This is a genomic window from Gordonia sputi NBRC 100414 (assembly GCF_000248055.1).
Lineage (GTDB): Bacteria > Actinomycetota > Actinomycetes > Mycobacteriales > Mycobacteriaceae > Gordonia > Gordonia sputi.
In genome coordinates, this window is record NZ_BAFC01000031.1 from 1 (window position 1) to 431 (window position 431).

A 431-nucleotide genomic window follows, 5' to 3' on the forward strand; every position below is an offset into this window, starting at 1 on the left:
GGAGATATTGTCAAGACCTGTGGATGAGCGGTTTTCAGGCGGCCTCCTGGGTGCCTGAGGTGGCGTCGGGTTCGACGAGTTTGCCTTTCTCGAAGGTGGCGCCATCACGGACCAGTTTCACCAGATGTGGTGCGTTGACCGCCCGCCATTTCGACTGCGCGGCCTCGATCAGTTTGTAGGCCATCGCGATGCCGGCCGCGCGGGATCTGGGGCCTTTGGTGACTTTGGTCCGTAGCCGCACGGTCGCGAACGTCGACTCGATCGGATTGGTGGTCCGCAGATGAATCCAATGCTCAGCGGGATACCGATAGAACTCCAGGAGCACGTCGGTGTCGTCGACGATCTTGGCCACGGCTTTCGGATACTTGGCACCGTAGGTCTTCTCGAATGCAGCGATGGCTTGACGGGCATGCTGTTCGTCTTCGGCGTTG

1 protein-coding gene is annotated in these 431 nt (G+C 60.1%); it reads right to left on the bottom strand.

The window, feature by feature from the left end:
* Positions 1 to 34: 34 nt before the first annotated feature.
* The coding region (locus tag GOSPT_RS04760; protein WP_005203537.1) for an IS256 family transposase at positions 35 to 431 on the bottom strand (397 nt) is incomplete at its 5' end.